General features: G+C 71.1%; 21 protein-coding genes and 1 pseudogene. 15 read left to right on the top strand and 7 right to left on the bottom strand.

Translation table 11 applies throughout. The annotated features are described in order from the left end of the window. Positions 1–110: 110 nt before the first annotated feature. From C503_RS0109760 to C503_RS0109735, 6 genes are all read left to right on the top strand, one after another. Complete coding sequence (locus C503_RS0109760; protein WP_018682016.1) at positions 111–707, top strand: hypothetical protein; 597 nt, start codon at positions 111–113, stop codon at positions 705–707. A gap of 21 nt (positions 708–728) precedes the next feature. Continuing rightward, positions 729–1,832, top strand: coding sequence for a dual-specificity RNA methyltransferase RlmN (gene rlmN, locus C503_RS0109755; RefSeq protein ID WP_018682015.1), 1,104 nt, complete (start codon positions 729–731; stop codon positions 1,830–1,832). Between the two features lie 174 nt (positions 1,833–2,006). Further along, positions 2,007–2,369, top strand: a complete 363-nt coding sequence (locus C503_RS0109750; protein ID WP_018682014.1) for an XRE family transcriptional regulator — start codon at positions 2,007–2,009, stop codon at positions 2,367–2,369. Positions 2,370–2,477: 108 nt separating this feature from the next. Then, positions 2,478–2,648 carry a CopG family transcriptional regulator gene (locus C503_RS0109745; protein WP_245572440.1) on the top strand — a complete coding sequence of 57 codons (171 nt, stop codon included), beginning with the start codon at positions 2,478–2,480 and terminating at the stop codon, positions 2,646–2,648. Next, positions 2,642–2,986 (top strand): type II toxin-antitoxin system PemK/MazF family toxin, encoded by a 345-nt coding sequence (locus tag C503_RS0109740; protein ID WP_018682012.1) that lies wholly within the window; start codon positions 2,642–2,644, stop codon positions 2,984–2,986. The genes C503_RS0109745 and C503_RS0109740 overlap by 7 nt, the downstream gene beginning before the upstream one ends. Beyond that, positions 2,983–3,207 (top strand): FitA-like ribbon-helix-helix domain-containing protein, encoded by a 225-nt coding sequence (locus C503_RS0109735; protein ID WP_018682011.1) that lies wholly within the window; start codon positions 2,983–2,985, stop codon positions 3,205–3,207. Before C503_RS0109740 ends, C503_RS0109735 begins: the two co-directional genes overlap by 4 nt. Before the next feature lie 104 nt (positions 3,208–3,311). Here the strand turns inward: C503_RS0109735 and C503_RS0109730 are convergent, their stop codons facing one another. From C503_RS0109730 to C503_RS0109720, 3 genes are all read right to left on the bottom strand, one after another. Further along, positions 3,312–3,800 (bottom strand): beta-class carbonic anhydrase, encoded by a 489-nt coding sequence (locus C503_RS0109730; RefSeq protein ID WP_018682010.1) that lies wholly within the window; start codon positions 3,798–3,800, stop codon positions 3,312–3,314. A gap of 265 nt (positions 3,801–4,065) precedes the next feature. After that, positions 4,066–4,335 carry a DUF2631 domain-containing protein gene (locus C503_RS0109725; RefSeq protein ID WP_018682009.1) on the bottom strand — a complete coding sequence of 90 codons (270 nt, stop codon included), beginning with the start codon at positions 4,333–4,335 and terminating at the stop codon, positions 4,066–4,068. A gap of 108 nt (positions 4,336–4,443) precedes the next feature. Next, positions 4,444–4,716 (bottom strand): GlsB/YeaQ/YmgE family stress response membrane protein, encoded by a 273-nt coding sequence (locus C503_RS0109720; protein ID WP_018682008.1) that lies wholly within the window; start codon positions 4,714–4,716, stop codon positions 4,444–4,446. 206 nt (positions 4,717–4,922) lie between these two features. Between C503_RS0109720 and dxr the strand changes: the two genes are divergently transcribed. The 6 genes and pseudogenes from dxr to map all read left to right on the top strand — a co-directional run bounded on the left by dxr (position 4,923) and on the right by map (position 12,409). Then, positions 4,923–6,182 (top strand): 1-deoxy-D-xylulose-5-phosphate reductoisomerase, encoded by a 1,260-nt coding sequence (dxr, locus tag C503_RS0109715; RefSeq protein ID WP_018682007.1) that lies wholly within the window; start codon positions 4,923–4,925, stop codon positions 6,180–6,182. Between the two features lies 1 nt (position 6,183). Further along, positions 6,184–7,405: pseudogene (locus C503_RS42665) on the top strand (M50 family metallopeptidase). Positions 7,406–7,431: 26 nt separating this feature from the next. Continuing rightward, positions 7,432–8,595 (top strand): flavodoxin-dependent (E)-4-hydroxy-3-methylbut-2-enyl-diphosphate synthase, encoded by a 1,164-nt coding sequence (ispG, locus tag C503_RS0109705; protein ID WP_018682003.1) that lies wholly within the window; start codon positions 7,432–7,434, stop codon positions 8,593–8,595. A gap of 46 nt (positions 8,596–8,641) precedes the next feature. Beyond that, positions 8,642–9,505, top strand: coding sequence for a GNAT family N-acetyltransferase (locus C503_RS0109700; protein ID WP_026316131.1), 864 nt, complete (start codon positions 8,642–8,644; stop codon positions 9,503–9,505). Positions 9,506–9,631: 126 nt separating this feature from the next. After that, the gene (locus C503_RS0109695; protein ID WP_018682001.1) at positions 9,632–11,425 is read left to right on the top strand and encodes a penicillin-binding transpeptidase domain-containing protein; all 1,794 of its coding nucleotides are present in this window, start codon (positions 9,632–9,634) and stop codon (positions 11,423–11,425) included. Between the two features lie 126 nt (positions 11,426–11,551). After that, positions 11,552–12,409, top strand: a complete 858-nt coding sequence (gene map / locus C503_RS0109690; RefSeq protein WP_026316130.1) for a type I methionyl aminopeptidase — start codon at positions 11,552–11,554, stop codon at positions 12,407–12,409. Here map and C503_RS0109685 read toward each other — a convergent pair. Continuing rightward, complete coding sequence (locus tag C503_RS0109685; RefSeq protein WP_018681999.1) at positions 12,396–13,109, bottom strand: hypothetical protein; 714 nt, start codon at positions 13,107–13,109, stop codon at positions 12,396–12,398. The two genes, map and C503_RS0109685, sit on opposite strands and share 14 nt — an antisense overlap. Before the next feature lie 48 nt (positions 13,110–13,157). On the opposite strand from C503_RS0109685, the gene C503_RS0109680 reads away from it, so the two are divergent. Together C503_RS0109680 and C503_RS0109675 are read left to right on the top strand one after the other, a co-directional pair. Then, a complete protein-coding gene (locus C503_RS0109680; protein WP_018681998.1) occupies positions 13,158–14,687 on the top strand; it encodes a cobyric acid synthase in 1,530 nt (509 codons plus the stop codon). 118 nt (positions 14,688–14,805) lie between these two features. Continuing rightward, a complete protein-coding gene (locus tag C503_RS0109675; protein ID WP_018681997.1) occupies positions 14,806–14,991 on the top strand; it encodes a DUF1918 domain-containing protein in 186 nt (61 codons plus the stop codon). A gap of 6 nt (positions 14,992–14,997) precedes the next feature. On the opposite strand, the gene C503_RS0109670 is transcribed toward C503_RS0109675, so the two are convergent. Then, positions 14,998–15,672 (bottom strand): FadR/GntR family transcriptional regulator, encoded by a 675-nt coding sequence (locus C503_RS0109670; RefSeq protein WP_018681996.1) that lies wholly within the window; start codon positions 15,670–15,672, stop codon positions 14,998–15,000. A 48-nt stretch (positions 15,673–15,720) separates the two neighbouring features. On the opposite strand from C503_RS0109670, the gene C503_RS0109665 reads away from it, so the two are divergent. Further along, positions 15,721–16,983 carry an MFS transporter gene (locus C503_RS0109665; protein ID WP_018681995.1) on the top strand — a complete coding sequence of 421 codons (1,263 nt, stop codon included), beginning with the start codon at positions 15,721–15,723 and terminating at the stop codon, positions 16,981–16,983. Here the strand turns inward: C503_RS0109665 and C503_RS0109660 are convergent. Next, a complete protein-coding gene (locus C503_RS0109660; protein WP_018681994.1) occupies positions 16,955–18,358 on the bottom strand; it encodes a mycothione reductase in 1,404 nt (467 codons plus the stop codon). The genes C503_RS0109665 and C503_RS0109660 overlap by 29 nt on opposite strands. Before the next feature lie 83 nt (positions 18,359–18,441). Further along, entirely contained in the window at positions 18,442–19,497 is a 1,056-nt protein-coding gene (locus C503_RS0109655; RefSeq protein ID WP_018681993.1) for a M48 family metallopeptidase, read from the bottom strand. Between the last annotated feature and the right edge of the window lie 62 nt (positions 19,498–19,559).

Raw genomic sequence — 19,559 nt, 5'->3', positions numbered from 1 at the left:
GTCGCGCTAGCTCGCGATAGCTCAACGATATATCGGAACGTATCGCGATGCAACGCCCTACCCTGTGGCATGATCGGAACCGACCGCGCACGGGCAGCGTCGGAGGCGGTATGAGCCAGGTCAGGGCGGCTTTCGTGGCAGTCGCGGTGCTCTGCGTCACGGCACTCGCGGGCTGCGCCAAGCCGACCGCGGGAACACCGGTCGGGGTCGAGATCACCAGCACCACCCGGGCCGCGGGCGGGCCCGAGGTCGCCTGGATGAACCGCTTCTGCGGCTTCGGCAAGCTGCTGGCCACCGCGGGCGACACCGCGCAGCCGCCGGGAACCTCGTCGGACCCGGCCGTGCTGAAGCGTCAGTTCGTGGAGATGACCGGCCGACTCGGCGGCGTCCTCGACGCCGCGCTCAGCGACCTGCGCGGGTTGACCCCGGCGCCCGCGCCCGAGGTCGACCCGCTGATCCGGGAGCTGATCTCCAGCCTGACCGAGGCCCGCGACGCCATCGGCGCGGCGAAGTCCGAGGTCGAGGCCGCCGACCCGCTCACCGCGGAGGTCTTCACCTCGGCCAACAACCGCCTCGGCACCGCGCTGCCCGCCCTGGAACGCGCGGGCAAACTGCTCAAGGCCGCCGACCTGCCGCCGTCGCTGTCCGCGGCGGCTTCGTCCGCCCCCAACTGCGGCAGCCCGACCACCCCGACCACCACCAGTTAGACGTGGGACAATGAGGTCGCCATGACCTCACTTCCCCTCGTCTTCGACGCGCCCCGCCGCGGCCTGCCGCCGCGCCACCTCGCCGACCTCTCCGCCGACGAGCGCCGCGCCGCGGTGACCGAGCTGGGGGAGAAGCCGTTCCGCGCCAACCAGCTCTCCACCCACTACTTCGGCAGGCTCACCGCCGACCCGTCGGCCATGACCGACATCCCGGCCGCCAGCCGCGACCGCCTCGCCGACTCGCTGCTGCCCCCGCTGCTCACCGTCGTCCGCCACGTCACCTGCGACGACGGCTCGACCCGTAAGACGCTGTGGAAGGCACACGACGGCACGCTCCTGGAGAGCGTCCTGATGCGCTACCCCGACCGCGTCACCCTGTGCGTCTCCAGCCAGGCGGGCTGCGGCATGGCCTGCCCGTTCTGCGCCACCGGCCAGGCGGGCCTGCAACGCAACCTGTCCACGGCCGAGATCGTCGACCAGGTCCGCAGCGCCGCCGCCGCCATGCGCGACGGCGACCTGGGTGAACCGGGCCGCCTGTCCAACATCGTCTTCATGGGCATGGGGGAGCCGCTGGCGAACTACCGGCGCGTGGTCGACGCGGTTCATCGGATCTGCGACCCGGCGCCGAACGGGTTCGGGATCTCCCAGCGTTCGGTGACGGTGTCGACGGTCGGGCTGGTGCCCGCGATCCGGAAGCTGACGGAGGAAGGGCTGCAGGTCCGCCTCGCGGTGTCGTTGCACACGCCGGATGACGAGCTGCGGGACACGCTCGTGCCGGTCAACACGCGGTGGAAGGTCGACGAGGTCCTGGACGCCGCTCGTGGCTATGCGAACAAGACCGGGCGCCGGGTGTCGATCGAGTATGCGCTCATCCGCGACATCAACGACCATGGCTGGCGCGCGGACCTGCTGGGCAAGTTGCTGCGCAAGCACCTCGGCCCGCTCGCGCACGTGAACGTCATCCCGCTGAACCCGACTCCCGGCTCGAAGTGGGACGCCTCCCCGAAGCCGGTCGAACGCGAGTTCGTCCGCCGGGTCAAGGACCAGGGCGTGGAGTGCACGGTCCGGGACACGCGCGGCCAGGAGATCGCCGCCGCCTGCGGGCAGCTCGCCGCCGAGGGCTGAGTGGGGTCTGCGACAGGCCGGAGGCAAACGACATCACAGTGCCATCCTCTGGCGCGAAAGATCTTGTTCGCGTTCGACCGGCATGTAATGCGATTCTCCTGACTGCGGGCGGCCAGTCCGGCTTTGTAGCACCACTTGGCGGACATCGAGTGCTCTGCGGGAGGGGGCTGGGCGGTGGCTCGTTCGTGGAAGGACGTCAAGGCTGAGAAGGCCGAGCGTGACAGTGCGGCCGGTCGGGATCTTGAGGCCGCCCGTGTCGAGGCGCGCACTCGGACTCAGGCATACGTGCTCGGTTTTCGGCTGGCGCAGCTCCGTCAGGAAGTGCAGCTCTCGCAGGCCGAGGTTGCTCGGCGGATGGGGATCAGCCAGCCTCGGGTCAGTCAGCTGGAGTGCGGGGACGTCGGGCAGATGGAGGTGGACACGTTGAGTCGGTACGTTCTCGCGTTGGGTGGCCGCCTGAAGCTCGTCGCCGACTTCGAAGATCACGATGTCAACGTCTCCACGCCCGAGGTGGACCGGGACGTCGCTCGCTGCTGAGGGCTGACGGGCGGGTTATACCGGGTTATACTCGGTTGCGTGAAGACGGCGATATCTGTACCTGACGAGACGTACAGCGAGGTGGAGCGGCACGCTCAGAGTCTGGGGGTGTCGCGGTCGGAGTTCTACACCCGGGCCGCTCGCTTCTACCTCGACCATCTCGACCGGCAGTCGCTCACCGAGGAGATCAACGCGGCGCTCGCGGTGGCCGGTGCGGATGACTCGGCCGGGGTGGCTGTCCGGGCCGGGCGGGAACGGCTGGCGGCTGCTGAGTGGTGATCAAGCGGGGCGGGGTGCACTGGGCGGATCTGGGGGAGCCGGAGGGTTCCCGGCCCGCCAAGCACCGGCCGGTGTTGGTCGTGCAGGCCGATCCGTTCAACGTCAGCAAGCTCGCCACCGTGCTGGTGGCCGTGATCACCTCCAACACGCGCCTGGCCGCCGCGCCCGGGAACGTGTTCCTGCCCGCGTCGGCGGCGGGGCTGCCGAAGGACTCGGTGGTGAATGTCTCCGCCCTGGTGACCCTGGACAAGTCCGACCTGGGCGACCCGGTCACCCAGCTCCCGCCCAACCTCATGCGCGACGTCGACGCGGGTCTGCGTAGGGTCCTGGCGTTGTGACCGACGAGCTGATCATCCGAGACTTGGACGAGCGCCTCCTCGCCAGGCTGCGCATCCGCGCGAGCGAGCACGGCCGATCCGCGGCCGACGAAGCGCGCGCGATCCTCGTGGCCGCGTTGGCAACGGAGGGCATGGCGACGCGGGTTCGACGTCGCTTCGCCGGTCTGTCCGTCGAGCCGCCGCCGCGCACGGAACTCCCGCGAGCAGTCGAACTCCCCTAGGTCACCCGCACCACGACCACGTCGCGGTTTCCATCTCGAAGAGCGGCATTCGCCCATCCTGCCCGGGTGGGGGACGCGCCGGGGAGCGCGTCCCCCTGGCCGGTCTAGCTGACCTCGTTCAGCTTCCCGGTGGCCACGTCGAACACGAAGCCGCGGACCGAGTCCGTGTGCGGGATGAACGGGCTGCCCTTGATCCGGGCGACCGACTGCCGCACGTCCGTCTCCAGGTCGTCGAACGTCTCCGAGGACCATGCCGGGCGCACGCCGGTCTCGTCCCGGATGCCGTCGCGGAAGTCCTTGTCGGCGAAGGTGAGCATGCCGCAGTCGGTGTGGTGGATGAGGATGATCTCGCGGGTGCCGAGCAGGCGCTGGCTGATGGCCAGCGAGCGGATCTCGTCCTCGGTGACCACGCCGCCTGCGTTGCGGATGACGTGGGCCTCGCCCTCGTTCAGGCCGAGCACCCCGTAGACGTTGATCCGCGCGTCCATGCACGCCAGCACGGCGACGTGGCGGGCGGGCGGCAGCGGGAGCGGGCCGGTGAAGGATTCGGCGTAGCGGGCGTTGTTGGCGAGGAGTTCGTCGGTGACGGACATGTGGTCGCTCCGGTGTGTCGGATGTGGACCATCCCGGGGTCGGGTGCCGGGATGGGCGTACCTGACGGACCGGCCGCGCGGGTCGGGGTTCAGACCCGGGCGGCCACCGGACATGCCTCGTCGAAGAGCCGGAGCCTGCGCGAGGGCCAGAACGGCTCCAGGTCGTGGGATCGCATGGCGATCAGCCAAATGCGTGCGCGCGCATACCCGCAACAGCAGACCACCTGATGGGCGAGCCGTAACCCCCCATCGGGTCCGTCGTTTGCTAGCGGCGCCAGGAGGTGCGGTTCTTGTGGACCTTCCAGGCCACGCCGACCAGCAGCAGCAGGCCGACGCCGATGAGCCACAGGTCCTCGGTCTTGCCGTGGTGGTTGCCGATCAGCATGGCGAACATCGCCAGGCCCACCAGGACGCCCGCGATCAGCGTCGCGCGCGGGAACGACCCGTGCCAGCCCCACTCCGCGGACGGCTCCTCCGCCGGGCTCACGGTGCCCGCCGCGGTGGTCTTCCGCTTCTCCAGCTCCGTGTTCGCCACTGGTTCCTCCTGGCTGTTCGGCTAGTGCGGGCCAATCCTTCCACACCCCGGACACGCCGAGGGCGCCGTGGTGTCCACGGCGCCCTCGGGTGTGACGAGCGAGACCCGTCAAACGCGTGCCCGGCCCCGACCGCCGGTCACCGCGCGGTAGATGGCGAGCAGGATCACCGCGCCCAGGATCGACAGCAGCCACGTGCGCAGGTCGAAGAAACTGCCCAGTCCACCACCGAAAATGGCATTGCCGATGAAGCCGCCGATAATGGCGCCGACGATGCCGATCAGGATGGTGATGATGATGCCGCCCGGGTCCCGACCAGGCATGATGGCCTTGGCGATGAGTCCGGCGACCAAACCGAGAACGATCCAGCCGAGAATGCCCATCGAAGCTCCTTCCACATGACCGTCGTATTCGCCGACGGTCGATCCGTGCTGACGGAGAAGTGCCCGGCCCCGCCGAAGTTCACTCCTTCGGTGCGGAACTTTTTTCGGATTACACCGTTCGGGCGTACGCGCGACCCGGTGCGTACACCGCGTCCGCGCGACATCACTCCGTGGTGGTCGCCGTGCGTGTTCGTACATCGGGAACAATGGCGTCGATGACTGCTTCCCCCGGGCTACCCACCGCCGCCCCGCGCTCACTGCTCGTGCTCGGCTCCACCGGCTCCGTCGGCACCCAGGCACTGGACGTGGTGGCCGGCAACCCGCACCGGTTCACCGTGGCCGGGCTGGCCGCGGGCGGTGGGAACCCCGCGCTGCTGGCCGACCAGGCCGTCCGGTTCGGCGTCCCGGCCGTCGCGGTCACCGACCTCGCCGCCGTGGACGACCTGCGCCGCGCCCTGCGCGCCGCCGCCGAACGGGTCGGGCCCGTCCCCGAGCCGCGCCTGTTCACCGGCCCGGACGCGGTCACCGACCTGATCGAGGCCACCCCGGTCGACGTCGTGCTCAACGCCGTCACCGGCTCGCGCGGCCTGCCGCTGACCCTCAGGGCCCTGGACTCCGGCGCCACCCTCGCCCTGGCCAACAAGGAGTCGCTGATCGTCGGCGGCCCGCTGGTGCTGGCCAAGGCCCGGCCCGGCCAGATCGTCCCGGTCGACTCCGAGCACTCCGCCATGGCGCAGGCGCTGCGCGGCGGCCGCGCCGACGAGGTGGACCGGCTGGTGCTCACCGCCTCCGGCGGCCCGTTCCGCGGCCGCACCCGCGCCGAGCTGGCCGATGTCACCGCCGAGCAGGCGCTGGCCCACCCGACCTGGGCGATGGGCCCGGTGATCACGATCAACTCGGCCACCCTGGTGAACAAGGCGCACGAGCTGATCGAGGCGCACCTGCTCTTCGACGTGCCCTACGACCGCATCGACGTGGTGGTGCACCCGCAGTCCGTCGTGCACTCCATGGTCACCTTCACCGACGGCTCCACCCTGGCCCAGGCCAGCCCGCCGGACATGCGGCTGCCCATCGCCCTCGCGTTGGCCTGGCCGGAGCGGGTGCCGGGCGCGACGCGGGCGTGCGACTGGTCGCGCGCGACACAGTGGACGTTCGAGCCGCTGGACGAGCAGACGTTCCCGGCGGTGCGGCTGGCCCGCGCGGCGGGGGAGACCGGCGGCTGCCTCCCGGCGGTGTTCAACGCGGCCAACGAGGAGGCCGTGGCCGCTTTCCTGAGGGGCGACACCACCTTCACAGCCATCGTGGACACTGTGAGTCGGGTACTCGACGACGCCGCCGCCTGGCAGGGCGCGCCGCGCGACGTGGAGGAGGTGCTCGCGGCCGAGCACTGGGCCCGGGTGCGCGCGCGAGAGCTGCTCGCGCAGACAGCTGGTCCGCGCGACGCGGCGCGGTCGGGAAGGGACTGACGTGGTCTACTGGCTCCTGGGCCTCGTGGCGTTCGCCTTGGGCATCTGCCTGTCCGTGGCGCTGCACGAGGCGGGGCACATGCTCACCGCGAAGGCGTTCGGCATGCGCGTGCGCCGCTACTTCGTCGGGTTCGGGCCCACCGTGTTCTCCTTCCGCCGCGGCGAGACCGAGTACGGGCTCAAGGCGATCCCGGCGGGCGGGTTCTGCGACATCGCGGGCATGACCGCGCTGGACCCGGTCACCAAGGAGGAGGCGCCGCGGGCGATGTGGCGGTTCGCGGCGTGGAAGCGCGTCGTGGTGATGTCCGCCGGGTCGATCACGCACTTCATCGTCGGGTTCGTACTTGCTGTACCTGATGGCCGTCACCATGGGTCTGCCGGTGGCGGCCACCGACCGGGCCATCATCGGCAACACCGACTGCGCCGCCGCCAAGCAGGACGCCGCCACCGGCAGCCTGTCCCCGTGCTCGGCGAGCGACCCGTCGCCCGCGGTGGCCGCGGGCATCCGGTCCGGCGACCAGATCGTCAGCGTCAACGGGCAGCGGGTGGAGGGCTGGGAGCAGCTGATCACCAAGGTCCGCGGCCTGCACGGGCCCAGCCAGTTCGTCATCGAGCGCGACGGCGAGCAGCGCACCCTCACCGTGGACGTGGCCAGCGTGCAGCGGCTGGACATCAACTCCAAGCTGGGCGCCGACGCGAAGATCGTCCAGGTCGGCGCCATCGGCGTGTCCCCGCTGGCGGTGCAGAAGTACGGCCTGGTCTCCGGCATCGGCGGCACCGTGTCGTTCACCGGCGACATGTTCGAGAAGACGCTGGAGGGCCTGCGCCGCTTCCCGGAGAAGATCCCCGCCGTGATCCGCGCGATCGGCGGCGAGACCAACGACCCGGACCGCCCGGTCAGCGTGGTCGGCGCCAGCATCATCGGCGCGGACGCCGCCGAGCGCGGCATCTGGGAGATCTTCGTGTTCACCTTGGCCGCGCTGAACTTCTTCGTCGGCGTGTTCAACCTGCTGCCGCTGCTCCCGCTGGACGGCGGCCACATCGCCATCACCCTCTACGAGAAGGTCCGCGACTGGCTGCGTCGCCTGCGCGGACGGGCGCCCGGCGGCCCGGTCGACTACAACAAGCTCGCCGGGATCACCATGGTGCTCGTGGTCCTCGGCGGCGCGGTCGTGCTGCTGACGGTGACCGCCGACATCGTCAACCCGATCCGTCTGCAATAACGCCCCGAGTTCCAGGAGAGGTCCGGATGACCGACGTCATGCTGGGGATGCCCGGCACGCCCCCGCCGGTGCTCGCCGAGCGCCGCAAGACCCGCCAGCTGATGGTCGGGTCGGTGGGCGTTGGCAGTGAGCACCCCATCTCGGTCCAGTCGATGACCACCACCGTCACCGCCGACATCAACGCCACCCTGCAGCAGATCGCCGAGCTGACCGCGTCCGGCTGCGACATCGTCCGGGTCGCCTGTCCCTCGCAGGACGACGCGGACGCGCTCGCCGCGATCGCGACGAAGTCGCAGATCCCGGTGATCGCCGACATCCACTTCCAGCCCAAGTACGTGTTCGCCGCGATCGACGCGGGCTGCGCCGCGGTGCGGGTGAACCCGGGCAACATCCGCAAGTTCGACGACCAGGTCAAGCAGATCGCCCAGGCCGCCAAGGACCGCGGCACGCCGATCCGGATCGGCGTCAACGCCGGGTCGCTCGACCCGCGGCTGCTGGCCAAGTACGGCAAGGCCACCCCGGAGGCGCTGGCCGAGTCGGCGCTGTGGGAGGCGTCGCTGTTCGCCGAGCACGACTTCCACGACGTGAAGATCTCGGTGAAGCACAACGACCCGGTGGTCATGGTGCGCGCCTACGAGCTGCTGGCCGAGCAGTGCGACTACCCGCTGCACCTCGGCGTGACCGAGGCGGGCCCGGCGTTCCAGGGCACGATCAAGTCCGCGGTGGCGTTCGGCGCGCTGCTGCGGCAGGGCATCGGCGACACGATCCGGGTGTCGCTGTCCGCGCCGCCGGTCGAGGAGGTCAAGGTCGGCCTGCAGATCCTGCAGTCGCTGAACCTGCGGCCGCGCAAGCTGGAGATCGTCTCCTGCCCGTCCTGCGGCCGCGCCCAGGTGGACGTGTACAAGCTCGCCGACCAGGTCACCGCCGGGCTGGAGGGCATGTCGGTGCCGCTGCGGGTGGCCGTGATGGGCTGCGTCGTCAACGGTCCGGGCGAGGCCCGCGAGGCCGACCTGGGTGTCGCCTCGGGCAATGGGAAGGGCCAGATCTTCGTCAAGGGCGAGGTCATCAAGACCGTGCCCGAGGCCCAGATCGTGGAGACGCTCATCGAGGAAGCGATGCGGCTCGCCGAGGAGATGGGTGAACCGATCGAAGGGGAAGAGGGTTCGCCGACAGTCGTGACGGTCGGCTGAGCACTCTCCGTTTTCCTGGCGGCACTCCATCTGGCACGCTGATGACGTGTTGCGGCTAGCAGGAGCGCGGCTGCTCGACGAGCGGGACGGCCAGGCGGTGCGCGCGGTGCTCACCGCCGACCCGGTGGCGTCCTGCATGGTCGCGTCGCGCGTCGAGTCGGTCGGCCTGGACCCGTGGCGGCTGGGCGGCGAGGTGTGGGGCTGTGACGTCCGGGACCTGCGCGGCCTGCGCGGCGGCAGGCTGGACGCGCTGTGCTTCGCCGGGCCGAACCTGATCCCGTTGCGCGGCAAGCGGTCCGCCATGCGTGCCTTCGCCGACCGGGCGCTGCGCCGCAGGCGGATGTGCTCGTCCATGGTCGGGCCCGCCGAGCAGGTGCTGGGCCTGTGGGCGGAGCTGGCGGCGGACTGGGGGCCCGCCCGCGAGGTGCGCGCCGACCAGCCGCTGATGGCCATCCGCAGCACCCCGCTGGTCACCCCGGACCCGCTGGTGCGGCCGGTGCGCCCGGACGAGCTCGACCGCTACCTGCCCGCCGCGGTGCGCATGTTCGTCGAGGAGGTCGGCGTCGACCCGTGCCTCGGCGACGGCGGCACGGGCTACCGGGCCAGGGTGGCCGAGCTGATCGCGGCGGGCCGCGCGTTCGCCCGGTTCGAGGGCGGCGAGGTGGTGTTCAAGGCCGAGATCGGCGCGCTGTCCAGCGCGGTCGGGCAGATCCAGGGTGTCTGGGTGCACCCGGACCGGCGCGGCCACGGCTTCGGCGGCACCGGCACGGCGGCGGTGGTGCAGCGGCTGGTGTCGGGCATGGGCCGGACCGCCAGCCTCTACGTCAACGGCTACAACGCCCCGGCCCGCGCGGTCTACGACCGGATCGGGTTCACCCAGGTCGGCCAGTACGCCACGGTCCTGTTCTGAGCCGGTTCCGCAGGTAGGGACGGCCGGGGCGGTCCCGGGTTGCCCGACATGACGGGAATTCATCTCACGGCTGGCCTTGGGGACAACTTCCGACACGCACCCCGGCGATCCGGGCATACTGCGGCCGTGCGTGTTTCCCCGCGCCGCTCGGCGCTGCTGCTCGCCCTCGTGGCCGTCCTCCCGCTGGCGGCCTGTGCCGCCGACCCCAAGCCGGACGACACGGCCCGGCAGTTCGTGGCGGCGTTCGCGGGCGGCGACAGCAACACCGCCTCCGCCCAGACCGACGCGGCCGAGGCGGCCAAGACGCTGATGGACAAGGTGCGCGGCGCGCTCAAGCCCGCCTCGGTGTCCGGCCAGGTGCTCAAGGTCGACCCGAAGGGCGACAACGCCGCGCACGCCACCTTCCAGCTCACCTGGGACCTTGGCCGGGGCAGGCTCTGGTCCTACGGCAGCGACTTCGACCTGAACAAGCAGGACGGCAACTGGAAGGTGCACTGGGCGCCGACCGTGCTGCACCCGAAGCTGGCCGCCCAGCAGAGCATCGCGGTGGCCGACGCCAAGCCGGAGCTGGCGCCGGTGCTCGACCGCGACGGCACCGCCGTGCTGCAGCCCGAGCGCGTGGTGTCGGTGCTGCTGGAGACCGCCAAGGCGGGCGACGCCACCAAGGTCGCGGGCGACCTGGCCAAGGCACTGGCCGGGATCGACCCGACGATCACCGCGCAGAGCATCCTGGACGGCGCGGGCAAGGCCAACGGTCAGGCATACCAGGTGGTCCTGTTGCGCGACGCCGACTACCAGAAGGTGCGCTCGCAGATCTACGACCTGCCCGGCGTCCGGTTCACCACCGACTCGCGGCTGCTGCCGGTCGACCGCAAGTTCGCCCCGGCGCTCATGCCCAGCCTGCGCAAGGCGGTCGACCAGCAGGTCGAGGGCAAGGCGGGCTGGCGGGTCAGCACCGTCGACGGCTCCGGCGCCGAGGTCGAGGAGCTGTTCTCGAAGCCCGCGGAGCCCGCCAAGGCGATCCAGCTGGCGCTGAGCACGAAGATGCAGAACGCCGCCCAGTCCGCGATCGCGGGCGAGGCCAACCCGGCCATGCTGGTCGCCATCCAGCCCTCGACCGGCGAGGTGCTGGCCGTCGCGCAGAACGACCCGGCGGACAAGCAGGGCATGCCCGCGCTCACCGGCCGCTACCCGCCCGGCTCCACCTTCAAGATCGTCACGGCCGCGGCCGCGGTGGACTCGGGCAAGGCGACCGCCGACACCCCGGTCGGCTGCCCCGGCACCGTGGTCATCGACGGCCGGGAGATCCCCAACAGCAACAAGTTCGACAAGGGCACCATCCCGCTGCGCAACGCCTTCGCCTTCTCCTGCAACACCACCTTCGCCGAGCTGGCACTGGGCATGGGCGCCGACGACCTGTCCGCGATGGCCAAGAAGTTCGGCCTCGGCGTGGACTACGTGATCCCGGGCATCACCACGATCACCGGCTCGGTGCCGCCCGCCACCGGCAAGACCGAGCGTGCCGAGGACGGTTTCGGCCAGGGCAAGGACATCGCCAGCCCGTTCGGCATGGCGGTGGTCGCGGCCACCGCCGCCTCCGGCGCGGTGCCCAAGCCGGTGCTGGTGCGCGGCGCCGAGACCAAGATCGACAGCATGCCGGAGGCGGTGCCCGGGGCCGTGCTGGAGTCGGTGCGCGGCATGATGGCGGAGGTCGTCGCCTCCGGCACGGCCACCGCGCTCAAGCCGTACGGGGACGTGCGCGGCAAGACCGGCACCGCCCAGTTCGGCGACGGCACCCACTCGCATGGCTGGTTCGCCGGGTATCGCGGTGATGTGGCGTTCGCGGTGTTGATCACGGACGCGGGCCAGTCCACCACGGCGGTGCAGGCGGCGGGGCGGTTCCTCTCGGCCACCCCCTAGCAGTCACACCCCATCGCGCCACCCACGAACACCGCGCATAGAGCATCACCACAGGAGAAGCGATCAAGGCGGAGACACGTCCCCCGGACAGGCTTGCCCGGCGGGCCGAGTCGTAGGGTGGAGGACATGTCCGTTCGCGCGCCGCTCAAGCCCGGCAAGCAGTCGCCCCGCCGGGTCGTGCCCTCCACCATCGTCCGGCCGGAGTACGTCGACCGGCCCGCGCCCGCGAAGAACACCGACCCGTGGGTGCAGCCGCCGGAGATCATCGAGGCGATGCGGGTGGCAGGCAGGATCGCCGCGCAGGCGTTGCAGGAGGGCGGCAAGGCGGTCGAACCGGGCGCTACGACCGACGAGGTCGACGCGGTGGTGCACGAGTTCCTGCTTGACCACCGCGCGTACCCGTCCACGCTGGGCTACCGCGGCTTCCCCAAGTCGTGCTGCGTGTCGCTCAACGAGGTGATCTGCCACGGCATCCCGGACTCGACGGTGATCGAGGACGGCGACATCGTCAACATCGACGTCACCGCCTACATCGGCGGCGTGCACGGCGACACCAACGCCACCTTCCTGTCCGGCGACGTGCGCGAGGAGGCCCGGCTGCTGGTCGAGCGCACGCACGAGGCCACCATGCGGGCGATCGCCGCGGTGCGGCCGGGGCGGCCGTTCAACGTCATCGGCCGGGTGATCGAGAAGTACGCCAAGCGCTTCGACTACGGCGTGGTGCGCGCGTTCACCGGGCACGGCATCGCCCGGTCGTTCCACAGTGGACTCGTGGTGCTGCACTACGAGGACCTCACCGACCCGACGCTGATCGAGACCGGGATGACCTTCACGATCGAGCCGATGATCACCCTGGGCGGCATCGACTACGACATGTGGGACGACGACTGGACCGCCACCACCCGGGACAAGTCCTGGACGGCCCAGTTCGAGCACACCCTGGTCGTCACCGACGACGGCGCCGAGATCCTCACCCTGCCCTGAGCGCGCGCAGCACCGCCAGCACGGCCCGCGCGACCGGCACCGGGTCGGTCGCGCAGGCCAGGTGGTGCAGGCCGAGGTCGCGCACCGGCCAGCCGAGCCCGCGCGCGGTCTCCAGCTCGTCCCGGTAGAGAGCCGACAGCGCCACGTACCCGGCGGGTCCGGCCCACTCGGCGGTCGGGCGCGGCTCCTTGAGGAACGCCAGCGGCACCTCCGGCGCCTCGTTCGCGATCTCCGCCCGCAGCCGCTCGTCGGCCACCTCGGCCAGCAGGTCCGCCTCGGACCACAGCGGCCCGCGGGGCAGCAGCCCGTCGCGGCTGCGGTCGCGGAACCGCGCGTACAGCTCCGGCGGCACGGTCTCCCGCCAGCTGCGGCCCGGCGTGGGCAGCCGGGCGTCGAGGTAGAGCAGGGCGCGCACCTCCTGGTCGACGTCCTCCAGCGCGTCGGCGAACCCGGGCAGCAGCGGCCCAGCCCCGCCGTGCCCGACCAGCAGCAGCGGCCCGGTGAGCGCCGCGTCCGACAGCGCGTCGGCGAACGCGCCGGTCATCCGCTGGTGCACGGGCGCGGCCGCCACGCTGGGCAGCAGGTCCAGCAGCACCGCCGGGTGTCCGGCCGCGGCCAGCTCGTCGGCCAGTGGCCGCAGGCTGGCCGGTCCGAGGTGGGGGCTGTGCACCAGGACGGCGGTGACGGGCGCGGCGGGCATACCGGGGATGATGGCAGCCGGTCGGGAATCGGGGGAGGGGACGCGCACATGCCGGGATCGCTTCTGGTCGCGGGCACCACCTCGGACGCGGGCAAGAGCGTGGTGGTCGCGGGCCTGTGCCGCTGGCTGGCGCGGCAGGGCGTGCGGGTGGCGCCGTTCAAGGCGCAGAACATGTCCAACAACTCGATGGTCACCCTGGAGGGCGGCGAGATCGGCCGCGCGCAGGCCCTGCAGGCGGCGGCGTGCGGCATCGAGCCGAGCGTCCGGTTCAACCCGGTGCTGTTGAAACCGGGTTCGGACCGTTCCTCCCAGGTCGTCGTCCTGGGCAAGCACACCGGCACGGTGTCGGCGATGTCCTACCGTGACCGCAAGGCCGCGCTGCTGGAGACGGTGCTGTCCACGCTCGCGGACCTGCGCGCCGACTACGACGTGGTCGTCTGCGAGGGCGCCGGGTCGCCGACCGAGATCAACCTGCGCGCCACGGACATCGCCAACATGGGCCTGGCCCGCGCGGCCGACCTGCCGGTGCTGGTGGTCGGCGACATCGACCGGGGCGGCGTCTTCGCCCACCTCTTCGGCACCCTCGCCCTGCTCGACCCGGCCGACCAGGCGTTGGTCTCCGGTTTCGTCATCAACAAGTTCCGGGGCGACCCGGCGCTGCTGGAACCGGGTCTGCGTCAGCTGCGCGCGCTCACCGGCCGCGATGTCCTCGGTGTTCTCCCGTGGCGCGACGAACTGTGGTTGGACGCCGAGGACTCTCTCTCCTATGCCGCCGATGGCGTTGTCGGCCGCCCGGTGGCGCCGGTGGGAACGCAGTGGCTGCGTATCGCCGTGGTGCGCCTGCCACGGATCTCCAACGCCACCGATGTCGAGGCGCTCGCCTGCGAACCGGGCGTGTCGGTCCGGTTCGTCACGGACCCGTCCCGTGTCGCCGACGCCGACCTGGTGATCATCCCCGGTTCGAAGTCGACGGTCGACGACCTCGCCTGGCTGCACCGCACAGGGCTGGCGGCCGCCGTGCTTTCGCATGCCGCCGAGGGTTTGCCCGTTCTGGGAATCTGCGGCGGTTTCCAGATGCTCGGCAAACGGATCGACGATGATGTGGAATCCGGTGCGGGAATCGTGGACGGTCTCGGTCTGCTCCCGGTCGAGGTCGCCTTCTCGCCGGAGAAGACCCTCGCCCGCAGTTCCGGTACGGCTTTCGGCGAACCGGCCACCGGCTACGAGATCCATCACGGCCAGGTGGTCGACCGGCCGGACATCCCGGCGTTGGTGACCTTGCCGGACGGGACCCCGGAGGGCGCGGCCACGGGGTCGGTTCTCGGTACGCACTGGCACGGACTGCTGGAATCCGACCCGGTCCGCCGCGCGTTCCTGCGCTGGGCGGCCGATCGCGCGGGCCGTCCCGGTTTCACGCCCGCTGCGGACACGTCGTTCAGTGCCGCGCGCACGGCCCAGTTGGATCTCCTGGGTGACCTCGTCGCAGGTCACCTGGACACGAAGACCCTCCACGCGCTGCTCGCGCACGGCGCACCCGCCGGTCTCCCGTTCATCCCGCCGGGCCCGCTGCCGGGATGACGCTCAGCGTCACGGCCCGCGTCGCTCATCGGGACGGCAAGTTCACCCCGTCGCCGTCAGCGGCCACCCAGCGCGTCGCCGACCCTGGAACGAGAGTCCCCCAGGAAAGGAGATACCCATGCACGCCAGCCTCGGTGACCGCCTGCTCATGCACGGCCGCGTCGTCGGCCAGCAGGACCGGACGGTGGAGATAATCGAAGTCCTGGGCGGCGACGGCACCCCGCCTTATCGCGTCCGGTTCGAGGACGGCCACGAAGCCCTGATGAGCCCCGGCCCCGATACGATCGTACAGCCGAGTCGTTAGCCGGAGCTACTCCTCGTCCAGCTCCGCCAGCAGCTCGTTCAGGAAGCCGCCCGCCTCGGCCGCCGCGCGTTCGGTGTCCCGGTCGCGGATCGCGGTCAGCAGGCCCTGGTGGTCGATGGTGGCCATGTTCGGCTTCGTGCTCACCGTGCTCGCCACCGACGCGCGCACCACCTCCGTCAGCCCCTGGTACAGCTCGGCCAGCAGCGTGTTGTGCGAACACCGCACCACCGCCAGGTGGAACTCGGCGTCCTGGTCGATCCCGATCCCGTAGTCCTTGGCCGCCATCGACTTGTCGCGCGCGTCGAGCAGCCGGGTCAGCGCCGAGAGCTCGTCGTCGGTGCGGTGCGCGGCGGCGAGCCGGGCCCCCTCGACCTCCAGCGTGCGGCGCACCTGGAGTACGTCGCGCAGCTCCGTGCCCGCGAGGCGGCGCACGGCGCCGGAGAACTCGCTGGTGGCGCGGACGAAGGTGCCGTCGCCCTGGCGGACCTCCAGCAGGCCCGCGTGGGAGAGGGCGCGTACCGCCTCGCGCACGGTGTTGCGGCCGACGCCGAGGGCGGTGACCAGCTCGGGCTCGGTCGGGATGCGCTCGCCGACCTTCCACTCCGCAGTCGTGATCGCCGAGCGCATCTGCTCGATCACCTGGTCGACGAGGCCGGAACGCCGGGTAGTGGCCAACGGCACAGCGCCATCCTTTCCGCCAAACATCCTACGTTTGCCATACTCGTTCTCATGGCGCCGAACGCCAGGAACGTCAAGATTGCCACGTCGACCGGGTCCGGTGGGCCACTCTCGGCGCACCCGACCGGAAACAGTGCCCGAACCACTGCCCTGATCGGCACCTCGTCGCTGCTGGTCGGGGTACTCCTCGCGGCCGCGAACCTGCGCCCGGCGGTGACCAGTCTCGCATCCGTGCTCGACGAGCTGCTTGCGTCCGTCGGCGCGACCCACACCCTGGCCAGCCTGCTGACCACCGTGCCGGTGCTCTGCTTCGGCCTGGCAGGCGTGTGCGCGCCCGTGCTGAGCAGGCGCTACGGTCTGGCGCGCGCGGTCGGCGTGGCACTGGCGCTGCTCACCGGCGGACTGATCCTGCGCGTGCTGGCCGGGCCGGTGGTCATCCTCGGCGGCACGCTGATCGCCTGCGCGGGAATTGCGGTCGGCAATGTGCTGATCCCGGTCGTTGTCAAGCAATCCTTCCCGAACAAGCTCGGCCTCGTCACCGGTCTCTACGCCGCCGTCCTCGCGGCGGGCGGCGGACTCGGCGCCGCCGTCACCGCCCCGCTGTCCGACGCGCTCGGCGGCTGGCGGCTCGCCCTCGGCTCCTGGGCGTTGCTCGCCGCCGCCGCCCTGGTCGCATGGAGCGTCGGCGCCCGACACAGCGCCGCGACGACGTCCGCGCCGCCGATGCGCCACCGCTCGCTGCTGCGCGATCGCCTGGCGTGGACGGTGACGATGTTCTTCGCCCTCCAGGCCCTCGTCGCGTACGTGGTGATGGGCTGGCTGCCCGAGGTCTTCGTCAGCGCGGGCGTCGACCGCGCCACGGCAGGCGTCTACCTGGCGATCACCAGCCTGTTCGGCGTCCCGGTCGGCCTGCTGCTGCCCCCGCTGGTCGCCCGGCTGCGCGACCAGTCCCTGGTGATCGCCGTGATGACCGCGCTCGGCGGCGCGGGTTTTCTCGGCGTGCTGCTCGCACCGGCCGCCGCGCCGCCGGCGTGGACACTGCTGATCGGCTTCGGCATGGGCGTGTTCCCCTTGGCGATCATGGTGATCGCGCTGCGCGCCGACACGCCCGAGGACACGGCCGCGCTGTCGGCCATGGCCCAGGGCATCGGCTACCTGATCAGCGCCCTGGGACCACTCCTGTTCGGCCTGCTGCGCGGCGCGACCGGCGGCTGGACGGCCTCACTGGTGTTCGTGCTCGTGGTGATCACCGCGCAGGTCTTCTTCGGCTACGCGGCCGGACGCGCTAGGACCGTGCGTCCAGCGGAAGGTTGAGCAGCGCGTTCTCCACGACCTCCGGCATGCCCGGGTGGATCCAGTACTGCCCGCGCGCCATCGACCGCGCGTCCAGCCCGAAGCTCATGGCCTGGATGATCGGCTGCAACAGCGTCGGCGCCTGCGGACCGATGATGTGCGCGCCCAGGATCAGCCCGGTGTCCGGGTCGGCGAGGATCTTGGCGAACCCGGTCGTGTCCTCCATCGCCCAGCCATAGGCGATCCCGGCGAACGCCTCCGTCGCCGCCACCCACGGGATCCCACGCGCCTCGGCCTCCTGCTCGGTGATGCCGACACTCGCGATCTGCGGGGACGTGAACACCGCGTGCGGCACGAAACGGTGGTCGGACCTGATGGGATCGTCCGGGTTCAGCAGGTTGTGCTGAACCACCCGCGCCTCGTGGTTCGCGACATGCTTGAGCTCGAACGGCGACGAGATATCGCCCAACGCCCACACGTTCCCCGCACTCGTCCGCTGGAACTCGTCCGCGACGACGTGCCCGGTGGGCCCGATCTCGATCCCACCCGCCGCGACATCGAGCTGATCGGCGTTCGGGACGCGCCCGGTCGCCACGAGCAGCAGGTCGGTGTCGACGGTCTCGGCGCCGTCCGGTCCTTCCAGGTGCAGCCGGATCGCGTCGTCGACCCGCTCGGCCCGGAGGATCTTGCGGTCGAGCCGGACATCCCAACGCTCCTGAGCGAGCTGGGTGAACCGCAGACTGACGTCCCGGTCCTCGGCGCGCAACAACGCCCCGGACCGGCTGATCACGGTGACCTCCACCCCCAACGCGGAGAAGACGTGCGCGAACTCGGCGGAGATGAACCCGCCGCCGAGAATCACCATGCGCCGGGGGAGATCGTCGATCCGCATCACGGTGTCGCTGGTGTGGTAGCCGACCTCGGCCAGACCGGGCACATCCGGGATCACCGGCCTGCCGCCTGCCGCGAGCACGATCCGATCGGCGGTGACGGTCTCGACGGCGGACCCGTCGTTCGGGGTGATCTCCAGCCGCCGCTCACCGGTGAACCGCGCGTTCCCGGCGTAGACGGTGACGTTGGCGTTGTCCGGGTGCTCGGCCCGGTACTTGGCGCCACCGGCCGCGATGGGATCGATCCGGCCGAACACCCGGTCCCGGATATCCCGCCACCGCACCCGATCGAGCGTCTCATCGACCCCGAGCCGCGCCGAATGCGCGGGCACGGCGGCGACATCGGCCGCGTGCACGAACATCTTGGTGGGGATGCAGCCGACGTTCAGACATGTCCCCCCGAACACCCCCCGCTCGACGACCGCCACCCGCCATTTCGCGAAGCGCGGGTCGAGGAGGGAGTTCCCGGAGCCGGTTCCGATGATCACCAGATCGTAATGGGCCACAGCCCCATCCAACCCCAACCCGCCACGCCCGCATTCCCGAAGTGACCCACACGGCGCGACAGAGCCACCCGATACATCGACGGCTACTCGCCGGAGTCGTTCTCCTCCGGACGGGAGTCCCCGGCACCGCGTCGGGTGAAGACCTTGCCCGCGGCGTCGGACAGTGCGCCACCGACGTCGTTGAGGACCTTGACCAGGGGGTCGGTCGAGGTGGTGAAGGTGTCCTTGTAGGACTTGGCCGCCGAGCGGATGTCGTCGGTCAGGGAGCTGGTCGGGGTGTCGTCGGCGCGGCGGGCGTAGTCGCCCGCGAGGATGGCGCGGTACTCCTCGGAGGCGGCCCAGCGCTGGAGCTGGGCGGCGCGGACGACGGCGAAGGGGTTGTTGAGGCCGGGGACGGTGCGCAGCTTGTGGATGCTGTCGCGAATGTCGTCGATCTCCTCGTACTCCTTCGCCTGCTGCAGAAACGACGGGATGTCGATCTGGGTCAGGTCGGTGCCGCCCGCCATGTACACGTGGTAGCGCAGCGCGGCGGCCGGGTCCTGGCCGCACAGCAGGCCCGCGCGGTCGGCGGTCAGCTCGGCCTTGCGGAACCACTCGCGCAGCGCGGCGATGGCCGCGCGCAGGGCGAGGGCACCCGCCGGGATGAACGCGATCGTGTTCTGCACGTCGATCAGGCGCAGCAGCAGCGTGCGCAGGACGGCGTGTTCGGAGAGCACGTGACCGAGCTCGTGGCCGATGATGAACCGCAGGCTCTCCGTGTCCAGCGCCTCGACCAGGCCGGTCGTCAGCAGGACGAACGGCTCGTCGATGCCGACCGTCATGGAGTACGGCCGCGGGTCGCGCTGGACGAACACGGTGGGCGCGGTGTCCAGGTCGAGCACCTCGGCGGACTCCAGCCGCAGCCGGTCGATCCTCGGGTACTGCTTCTCGCCGACCCGGATCGCCGAGGCCAGCGCGAGTAACCGCTCCCCGCGCTCGGTGAACAGGCCGTTGACGGCCTTGAGCACCTCGGCCACCCCGGGCGCCGCGCGCAGGGTGGCCATGGCGCCGCGGTCGGCGGGGTGCTCGTAGGCCCGCGGGCTGATCCCCGGGAACCGGACCCGGCTGATCGACCGGGACACGTCGTTGTTCTCTGTCACTTCGGCTTCCTCCCAGATGCTGTCGACTCCCAGAGTGGCACAGACCCAGGTCCGGTTCGGAT

The sequence above is a fragment of the Actinokineospora enzanensis DSM 44649 genome, assembly GCF_000374445.1.
Lineage (GTDB): Bacteria > Actinomycetota > Actinomycetes > Mycobacteriales > Pseudonocardiaceae > Actinokineospora > Actinokineospora enzanensis.
Note: the sequence above shows the minus strand (reverse complement) of the source record. Positions and strands in the feature narration are given on the sequence as shown.

Bases quoted from the DNA above. Each gene is read 5' to 3' on its own strand.
- C503_RS0109675 (WP_018681997.1), top strand. From the start codon at position 14,806: ATGCACGCCAGCCTCGGTGACCGCCTGCTCATGCACGGCCGCGTCGTC.
- C503_RS0109665 (WP_018681995.1), top strand. From the start codon at position 15,721: ATGGCGCCGAACGCCAGGAACGTCAAGATTGCCACGTCGACCGGGTCC.
- map (WP_026316130.1), top strand. From the start codon at position 11,552: ATGTCCGTTCGCGCGCCGCTCAAGCCCGGCAAGCAGTCGCCCCGCCGG.
- C503_RS0109730 (WP_018682010.1), bottom strand. From the start codon at position 3,800: ATGTCCGTCACCGACGAACTCCTCGCCAACAACGCCCGCTACGCCGAA.
- dxr (WP_018682007.1), top strand. From the start codon at position 4,923: ATGGCGTCGATGACTGCTTCCCCCGGGCTACCCACCGCCGCCCCGCGC.
- C503_RS0109720 (WP_018682008.1), bottom strand. From the start codon at position 4,716: ATGGGCATTCTCGGCTGGATCGTTCTCGGTTTGGTCGCCGGACTCATC.
- ispG (WP_018682003.1), top strand. From the start codon at position 7,432: ATGACCGACGTCATGCTGGGGATGCCCGGCACGCCCCCGCCGGTGCTC.
- C503_RS0109760 (WP_018682016.1), top strand. From the start codon at position 111: ATGAGCCAGGTCAGGGCGGCTTTCGTGGCAGTCGCGGTGCTCTGCGTC.
- C503_RS0109680 (WP_018681998.1), top strand. From the start codon at position 13,158: ATGCCGGGATCGCTTCTGGTCGCGGGCACCACCTCGGACGCGGGCAAG.
- rlmN (WP_018682015.1), top strand. From the start codon at position 729: ATGACCTCACTTCCCCTCGTCTTCGACGCGCCCCGCCGCGGCCTGCCG.
- C503_RS0109685 (WP_018681999.1), bottom strand. From the start codon at position 13,109: ATGCCCGCCGCGCCCGTCACCGCCGTCCTGGTGCACAGCCCCCACCTC.